Annotated in this window: 8 protein-coding genes; 7 read left to right on the top strand and 1 reads right to left on the bottom strand. The window is 55.6% G+C overall.

Annotated features, from left to right (window positions below):
* Nucleotides 1–1,220: ISNCY family transposase (locus VMW13_00575; protein HUV43302.1), on the bottom strand; the 1,220-nt coding region annotated here is incomplete at its 3' end.
* Between the two features lie 169 nt (nt 1,221–1,389).
* Here VMW13_00575 and VMW13_00570 point away from each other — a divergent pair.
* From VMW13_00570 to VMW13_00540, 7 genes are all read left to right on the top strand, one after another.
* Nucleotides 1,390–2,658, top strand: coding sequence for an iron-containing alcohol dehydrogenase (locus VMW13_00570; GenBank protein ID HUV43301.1), 1,269 nt, complete (start codon nt 1,390–1,392; stop codon nt 2,656–2,658).
* Between the two features lie 10 nt (nt 2,659–2,668).
* Nucleotides 2,669–4,498, top strand: a complete 1,830-nt coding sequence (locus tag VMW13_00565) for an aldehyde ferredoxin oxidoreductase family protein (GenBank protein ID HUV43300.1) — start codon at nt 2,669–2,671, stop codon at nt 4,496–4,498.
* A 94-nt stretch (nt 4,499–4,592) separates the two neighbouring features.
* Complete coding sequence (locus VMW13_00560) at nt 4,593–5,087, top strand: NAD(P)H-hydrate dehydratase (protein ID HUV43299.1); 495 nt, start codon at nt 4,593–4,595, stop codon at nt 5,085–5,087.
* Nucleotides 5,087–5,305: a sulfurtransferase TusA family protein gene (locus tag VMW13_00555; GenBank protein HUV43298.1), complete on the top strand. Its 219-nt coding sequence runs from the start codon at nt 5,087–5,089 to the stop codon at nt 5,303–5,305. Before VMW13_00560 ends, VMW13_00555 begins: the two co-directional genes overlap by 1 nt.
* A 15-nt stretch (nt 5,306–5,320) precedes the next feature.
* Complete coding sequence (gene selD / locus VMW13_00550) at nt 5,321–6,370, top strand: selenide, water dikinase SelD (GenBank protein HUV43297.1); 1,050 nt, start codon at nt 5,321–5,323, stop codon at nt 6,368–6,370.
* A gap of 97 nt (nt 6,371–6,467) precedes the next feature.
* Nucleotides 6,468–6,854, top strand: a complete 387-nt coding sequence (locus VMW13_00545; protein ID HUV43296.1) for a hypothetical protein — start codon at nt 6,468–6,470, stop codon at nt 6,852–6,854.
* Nucleotides 6,743–7,801: a sodium-dependent transporter gene (locus tag VMW13_00540; GenBank protein HUV43295.1), complete on the top strand. Its 1,059-nt coding sequence runs from the start codon at nt 6,743–6,745 to the stop codon at nt 7,799–7,801. Before VMW13_00545 ends, VMW13_00540 begins: the two co-directional genes overlap by 112 nt.
* The last annotated feature ends 368 nt before the right edge of the window (nt 7,802–8,169 follow it).

The raw sequence follows: 8,169 nt of genomic DNA, 5'->3' as shown, positions 1-8,169 counted from the left end.
TACCGGACGGATAGTGGTTGCCTCATAATTCCGGTTACCGAAGCCTCCTTGGTTTTGCCTTTCACTGGCTGAGTGGCCGGGTATCTTGCCATGTCCCACAATCGTTCCAGATTCTCGTTGATTTGCCTCCGGAGCAGGGCTGGGTTGAGACGATGGTACGTTGCCGCCAACTCCTGTCTCTTGACCTCAGTGAGGATGTCTGCCGATAACAACCGCCGGTATGGTGTCTGGGCGGTGTCATAGAACTTGTGCACCCTGGCTCCGTGCCTGCTCTTATGGACCAGCTTCATCACCGGCTGAAAGAAGTTGACGTACAGACGGGTCAGGTCATAGACACGGTTGAGCGCCTCAAGAGCAGTTCTGGAGTCATAACGGTCGTAGCCAATGAGCCGTCTCACCACGGACCAGTTCTTCTGTTCGACATGGCAACTGTCGTTCTTCTTGTAGGAACGGGAACGAGTGAAGGTGATCTCTTCCTCCTGGCAGTAGTTGAACAGGTAGTGGTTAATGAACTCGCTGCCATTATCAGAGTCCAGCCCCAGCAGAGGGAATGGCAGCCGTTGTCGTACCCTGTGAATGGCAGACCTGACTCGCTGCTGGCCTTTACCCCAGACACCCATACACTCCGACCAGCCACTGGCCACATCTACTGCAGTGAGCGTAGTCAGAAACAAACCATCAGGACTGTCTCCACAGTGAGCCACCAGGTCTATCTCCAGGAAGCCGGGAGTGTCTTCTTCCCAATCAGCGAAGGTACGTATGGGGATAGACCTCTTGAGCAGACTCCCTCTTTTCGTGGTGGCAAAGGGACGCCGACCTCCCAGGCGACGGTAAGGATGTAATAGTCGGTCGATACTCGATGGGCTAATCCGGCACAGCTGAGTCTCAACCTCAGGGGTTAAGGTGATCTCTCCATGCTTCTTCAGGGCCACTAGAATCTCTGGCAGGAAAGGATACAGACGTTTACTGCACAAGCGGTCGGTGGCTTCCCAGACTACCCTCAACGCGCTGACCACATCATGACCATAGCAGCGTGGCCGCCCACGCCTTCTATTTACTTTCGCCTGGCCTCTCCGACGTAATAACCGAATAGCTGCCTTTCGATGCAGGTCAGTGACATTGGTGAATTCATCCAGAATCCTTCCCTTCTCCTTCCTGGAGACGCTAGGGTAACGCCCCCGTATCGCTTCAACATATTCCAGTATACTGCCTCGGGTCATCTCGTCCTCCTCTTGGGTAACACTATTTATGAGGCAACGATACCACTTTCGGTAACTTTTATTATGAGTCAATTCGTGTGCTTGACAACCCCGCAATAGAGTACTAAACTCAAGTCCCCGTCTCTATCAGACGGCCGGTAGGCCGAATCCCGGGAGGAGGTGTCTACCCATGACATACTGGTTTACCGAACCCGCATTGAAGAGCCTGGTGCCGCTGGCTGGTGCCAGTGCCGTGCGGGGGCTTTCCACGCCGTTCATTGTGCCCAAGCTGTTCATGGGAGCCAATGCGCTCTCCGAGGCGCAAGGACTGGGAGCCGGTGTTTTTGACATGATTGCGGTATCATGCCAGCAGAAACGGGCGTTCATTGTTACGGACAAACATGCCGTGAGGTATGCCAACAGAGTCTCTGAAGTCGTGAAAAAATCCGGGTTTACCACGGAAACCTGGGACAAAGCTGAACCGGAGGCTCCCCTGGAGAACGTGGCCGGGTGCGCTGAGGCCATGAACGGATTCGAGCCGGATGTGATAGTGGCCGTGGGCGGTGGCTCGGTCATCGATGGTGCCAAGGCGGCATGGGTGCTATACGAACGCCCGGATATAACCGACCTGGCTACCGTGTCGCCCCTGTTTCCTCTCGGGCTGAGAAAGAAGGCAATACTGGTCGCCATCCCGACAACCAGTGGCACAGGTTCGGACTGCACGGCGGTATCCGTTGTCACCGATACCTCGGCCAAACGGAAGATACCCATTGTCAGCCCGGAGCTGATGCCCGATTTCTCTGTGCTCGTTCCCGCCTTCGCTGCCGGTATGCCGCCGGAGCTTACTGCCGGGACCGGTCTGGATGCCCTGACCCATGCAATTGACTGCGTGATGTCCCCCATGACCAATGACTTCACAGACGCGATGGCACTGAGGGCCATCAAGATGATTCTTCGCTACCTGCCCAGGGCTTATCGTGACGGTACCGACCATGAAGCCCGACTCAGGATGCACATTGCCGCCAGTATGGCCGGAATTGCCTTCGGCAATGGCGGTGTCGCTCTGACCCATGCCATGGGGCATGCTCTGGGCAAGACCTTCGGGATACATCACGGTGTGGCCGTCGGTGTCTTCATTCCTTATGCCCTCCAGTTCTATTCTCCGATAACAGATAAGTACCTGGATATCTGCGAGGTGCTGAAGATAGAAGGTGCGTCCAGCGAAGCGAGCCTGGCTGCCCTTGTGGAAAGGGTCAGGTCGTTTCTGCGGGAGCTGGATATTGCTACGGACCTGAAGGGACTGGGAATCGCCCGAGACGACTTCGAGAAGAGCTTTGATACGGTCGTGCTGCACAGTTTTGAGGACCCGTCCATGTTCCAGAGCCCCAGACCGGCCACACTGGAGCAGTGCGAGGCCTTGTTCCGCTACGCCTATGAGGGCAAAGACGTGGATTTCTAGGAGGTGAGCCATGTTTGGATATCACGGCAGGTTCCTTGATGTTGACCTCAGCAATGGGAGTGTCGGGACTATGGAGCTTGAAGAGGACCTTCTCAAGAAGTTCATCGGCGGGGCAAGCCTGGCCGCGCACTTTATCTACGACCGGGTCAAACCCGGTATGGACCCCCTCACTCCGGACAGCCCGCTGGTGTTTGCCACCGGACCGTTTACCGGGACAACTATCCCGATGGTCAGCCGTTCCGCCGTGTGTGGCATTTCACCGCTGACCGGTATCTGGGGTGAGGCCACCACCGGAGGGGTCTTTCCGTTCAGGCTGAAGGAGTCCGGCTATGATGGTATCATGGTCACCGGCAAGGCTGACCGCCCCGTCTACCTGTGGATACAGGACGGCGTGGCGGAAATCCGGGACGCCGCCCATGTCTGGGGTAAGGATACCTACGAGACGCAGAAAGTCCTCAAGGAGGAACTCAAGGAGTCCGGACTCAGTGTTACCTGTGTTGGTCCCGCCGGCGAGAACCTGGTGAAGTACGCCTGTATCATTAACGACCGCGGCAGGGCTGCCGGTCGATGCGGACTGGGCGCCCTGATGGGCTCTAAAAACCTCAAGGCCGTTGCCGTATCAGGAAAGCTCCGGCCGGATGTTGCTAGCAAGGATAAGTTGGCGGAACTCACACGGCAGGCAAGGGACACGATAGCGTCCAACTTCATGTCGGTGGCCTTCCGGGAGTACGGTACCCTGATGTACATGGACCTCGGCATGTTCCTGGGGGATGTCCCCGCCCGGTACTTCAGCAGCAGCGTGTTCCCGACCAAAGGAGTGACCGGTGAGGCATTGCGACAAGCCTACACAGTGGGTAACTACGCATGTCATGGCTGTCCTGTCGGGTGCGGACGGACTCTCAAACATGTCAGTAAAGACCTCGATGAAATCGACGGCCCGGAATACGAGACTGCGGTTGCCTTCGGCCCCCTGTGCATGAACTATGACCTCGAGTCTATCGTGATGGCTAACCACCTGTGCAACGCCTACGGTATCGACACGATATCTGCGGGCGTCTCGATAGCCTATGCAATGCACCTCTTCGAGCAGGGTATACTCTCGGAAGACAGGGCAGGCATGAAAATAGAGTGGGGCGACGGCAAGGCCATCGTTCGGCTGGTGGAGATGATTATCAACCGGCAGGGGATAGGCGAGCTTCTTGGTAAGGGTACACGGAGCATCGCCGAGGAGCTCGGTGCAGACCCCATGGAAGCAGCGCACGTCAAGGGGCTGGAGATGCCGCTGCATGATGCCCGCGCCTTCACCGGGATGGCTATTTCCTACGCTACCGGCCCCAGGGGAGCCTGCCACCTGAAAGGCGACTACTACAACGTCGACCTGGGCAGCGGTGTACCTGAACTGGGTATTGTTGCCGGGGACAGGCTCCAGTCGGAGGCAAAGGCTGAGATGGCGGCCAAGTTCCAGGACTTCAAGGATATCTTCGACTCCCTGCTGCTGTGCAAGTTCGCACCGCTCACACTGACACAGATTGCCGAAATGCTCAACAACGTCACCGGATGGGAGTACTCACCGGCCGACCTCCATACCGTCGCAGAGAGGTCCGTTAATATCAAGAGGGCAATCAACAACAGGCTGGGTATCACCAGAGAGGACGACAGGCTGCCGGACATTAACCTCGTGGCACTGAAAGAGGGAAGCACTGCGAACAAGTCCCCGGATATGGACTTGATGCTCCGGGACTACTACGACTACCGCAAGTGGGACTGGGACACCGGTAAACCGACACGTGAGAAGCTGCTAGAGCTGGGCCTGGAAGACGCCGTCCGAGACCTGTGGTGAGCCGCGCAGGAATCGAACCTATAGCCCGCTATTTAAGAGGCAACCTTTAGAAAAGCTCATTATGCTGAAACAAACGCAATAAACTCCTCAAGCAATCGGGAGACTATCCTTTCTTTACGATAGATGCAAAAAAATCTCGCTTGAGTGTCGGCCCCTCAACTTTAACTGCCTTAACCAGGTTAAAAGCCAGGCTCTTTTTGATACTGAAATAACCCGGGCACCGGTACTCGCTGAGGTTGCCTACCAGAATAACAGTGCCGCCAGACTGCTACTGGTCAAAGGGGCAATCGACTATGCAATTAACGAGGGTGGTGTCGTGGCTACCATCACTAAACCTGATGTACCGGCATTAGAAGCCATTGGAGGTACTGGTGACACCATTACGGGACTGGTTGCAGCTTTTACCTATGCTGAATTGGAGCCACACCAGGCAGCCATCATTACTGCCAGGGCCAACCGCATGGCGGGACAGTTCGCTGAGGTAACTCCGGCTACCAGGGTCAGGCAGGTCGTTGCCCAGCTTCCCGCCGTGCTCGAAGAGTTTCTATGCCAGTGGAGCGGCGTTTGCTATATGGCAGGAGGTAACTAATGAGCGAAGTTGATGTTCGCGGCTTTTCCTGTCCTATCCCGGTAGTCAGGACGAAGAAAGCCATAGAAGAAAATCCGAAAGAAGCTTTGACCGTATTGGTAGAGAGCGCTGTTTCAAAAGAGAATGTACCCCGCCTGGCCCAGAGCAAGAGGTATTCTGTTATAGTAGAAGAGACCTCAGATGGGTATCGGCTGTTGCTCGACCCACCCGGGAAATAGATGGAGGTAAGTAGAATGGGTGATGAGGGTAGGTTACGCCTGACCGAGACCGTTCACGGCGCCGGCTGAGCTTGCAAGATAGGTCCGGGAGACCTGGCAAAAGCACTATCCGGTCTGCCGCTCATCTCTGACCCAAATCTGATTGTGGGTATGGAGAGGGCTGAGGATGCTGGCGTCTATAAGCTGAGCGAGGAGCTGGCTATTGTTCAGACCCTTGATTTCTTCACGCCTGTCGTTGACGACCCTTATATCTTCGGTCAGGTTACCGCCGCTAATGCCCTGAGTGACGTCTATGCCATGGGAGGAAAACCGCTGACCGCGATGAACATTGTTTGCTTCCCGGTGAAGACAATGGATATGTCGATACTGAAAGAAATCCTGGCCGGGGGGCTGGACAAGCTACGGGAAGCCGGAGTAACCCTGGTAGGTGGGCATAGCGTAGAAGACCAGGAACTAAAGTACGGGCTTTCCATCACCGGTATCATCCACCCGGCAAAGGTGATACTCAATACAGGAGCCAGGGCAGGTGACAAGCTCCTGCTGACCAAACCGCTGGGTACAGGCATAATCAATACTGCCCTGAAGGGTGGCCTGGCAGACGAGGGAGCAGTTTCAAGGGCAATAGAGTGCATGGTTACTCTCAACAGGAAGGCATCGGAACTGATGATGGAAGTAGACGTCCACGCCTGCACCGATGTCACCGGTTTCGGTCTTCTGGGTCATGCCTGTGAGATGATTGAGGGAACTGATGTCGGCATGGTGATTCACTCTGCTACGGTTCCGCTTCTCCCTGAGACGGAAAGGTATGCCCGGATGGGACTCATCCCCGCCGGGACGATTCGTAATCGGGATTTTCGCCTTCCCATGATTGAGCTAGCTACTGAGATATCCGATGAGAGGTTACTCATTCTGTTCGATGCCCAAACCTCAGGAGGGCTGCTTATCTCTGTGCCGGAGCAAGAGGCAGATATGCTACTCCAGAGAATGCACGAAGAGGGTATAGAGGAAGCAACTCTCATTGGCGAGGTTACAGCCGAGTCGAAAGGTAAAATTACTGTAAAGTAAGGGCAACCTTGTCCAAGAGACAGGGCAGGGAACTGGCCGGATTTCCCGGCGTCGCGCCGGAGGCTACAATATCGAAAAACCGCCAGTGAAATCAGAGATGAGCCAGGTTACGGAAGGGGTTGCTCCTCGCCCGGTCTGGACATCACAGCGCGCCTATATACTTGCCTCGGTCGCTGGAGTTGTAGGCCTCGGAAACATCTGGCGGTTTCCATACATGGCAGGAGAGAATGGCGGCGGTACATTTGTTCTCGCATACGCAATCTGCATTCTGGCAATAGGTATCCCCCTCGTTGTTCTTGAGGCCAGCGCCGGTAACCTCGTCAAACGAGGTCCGGTGGGAATGTTCCGGCGGATCAACCCGAGATGGGGTCCATGGGTCGGATGGTCCCTGGTTGTGATGCTCATCGCCATCATGAGCTACTACCTTGTCGTTACTGGCTGGACGCTGGGCTATGTGCAGTCGATGCAATCCGGGCTGACCTGAAGCCGTTCGAAGAGTATACCGCGGGCTTTGCTTCCCTCTGGTTCTTCCTGGCGGTAGCCGTCCTCACCTTTGCCGTGATGCAGCGCGGTGTCAGGGGTCTCGAAAGCATGGGCAAATTCCTGCTCCCGCTGCTAGTCGTAATAGTCGGCGGCCTTGCCATCTATTCGCAGACTCTTTCGGGGGCAAGCCAGGCCCGCGACTTCTACTTCAGTTTTAACCTGGAACGCTTTCTGGAACTCACAACCTGGCGGATGGCGGCGGGGCAGGCGTTCTACTCGCTGGCCATTGGTCAGGGCTTCCTTATTACGTACGGGAGCTATATACCAAAGGGCGTTAATATTGCGAGTTCGTCCGCAGCCGTGGCCGGGACGAATTCAGTAATCTCGATCACGGCAGGTCTGATAGTGTTTCCGATAGTATTCACTTTCGGTATTGCTCCCGACACAGGAAGCGCACTGTCTTTCACTGCATTTCCCATGGTCTTTGGTGAGATTGCCGGAGGCCTGTTCATAGGCATAGCCTTCTACGTTCTGCTATTCGTAGCGGCGTTTACATCTTGTGTCGGTGGGTTGGCATCTGTGCTCGCGCCAATACGCGACGAATTTCACTTGTCCCGGGGCTGGGCGGCATTGGCTGTAGTCGCTATTGTCACGGCGCTGGGCATCCCTTCGGCGTTGAGCTTCACCTCCGTGGGGCTTACCGTCGGCGGGAAGCCATTTCTGGACGTGATAGACCAGGTCACAGGTTCTGGAGTAGTGCTCGTGGCCGGCATCGTTGGTGCAGCGCTGATCGCCTGGCTGCTTCCCGGAAGGCGCCTTCTTGCCGCGATAAACAACCACAAGCAGCCCGCCTGGCTGAGCACCATCTCTGAGAACTGGTTCATCCTGGTGGGTCGCTACCTGCTGGCAGCCGGTGTGGCGTTACTGCTTGCCACCTGTCTGTTCTAGAAGCAAGTGGACAGCTCCAGACCAGTGGTGATGGTGTTGGCCGGACTATTGATGTTGGAAGAAGTCAAGGCAGTCTTCAGGACTACCTGTCAGGCTGTGGTGCATAGGTAAGCTGTTCGTTCGTTTCCTCTTCCCATATGAGCACGCCGGACGGGTATTCAAGGTTAAGCCAATTTGTGGGACACCCAGAGTCTGAAGTGTCATTCATTTCTCAGGCACAATATGCTCCAGGATGAATGCATTCAGACCTTCTTCATAATGCCTGCCTGATGTGATGAACCCCTCATTGTGGGTACCAGAGATTTCGAGGAATCTCTTCGGCTCCTTCGCCGCCTCAAACAGTTGCCGCCCGTGTTCAAAGGGCATTA

This window comes from Dehalococcoidales bacterium (assembly GCA_035529395.1).
Classification (GTDB): Bacteria; Chloroflexota; Dehalococcoidia; order Dehalococcoidales; family Fen-1064; genus DUES01.
Note: the sequence above shows the minus strand (reverse complement) of the source record. Positions and strands in the feature narration are given on the sequence as shown.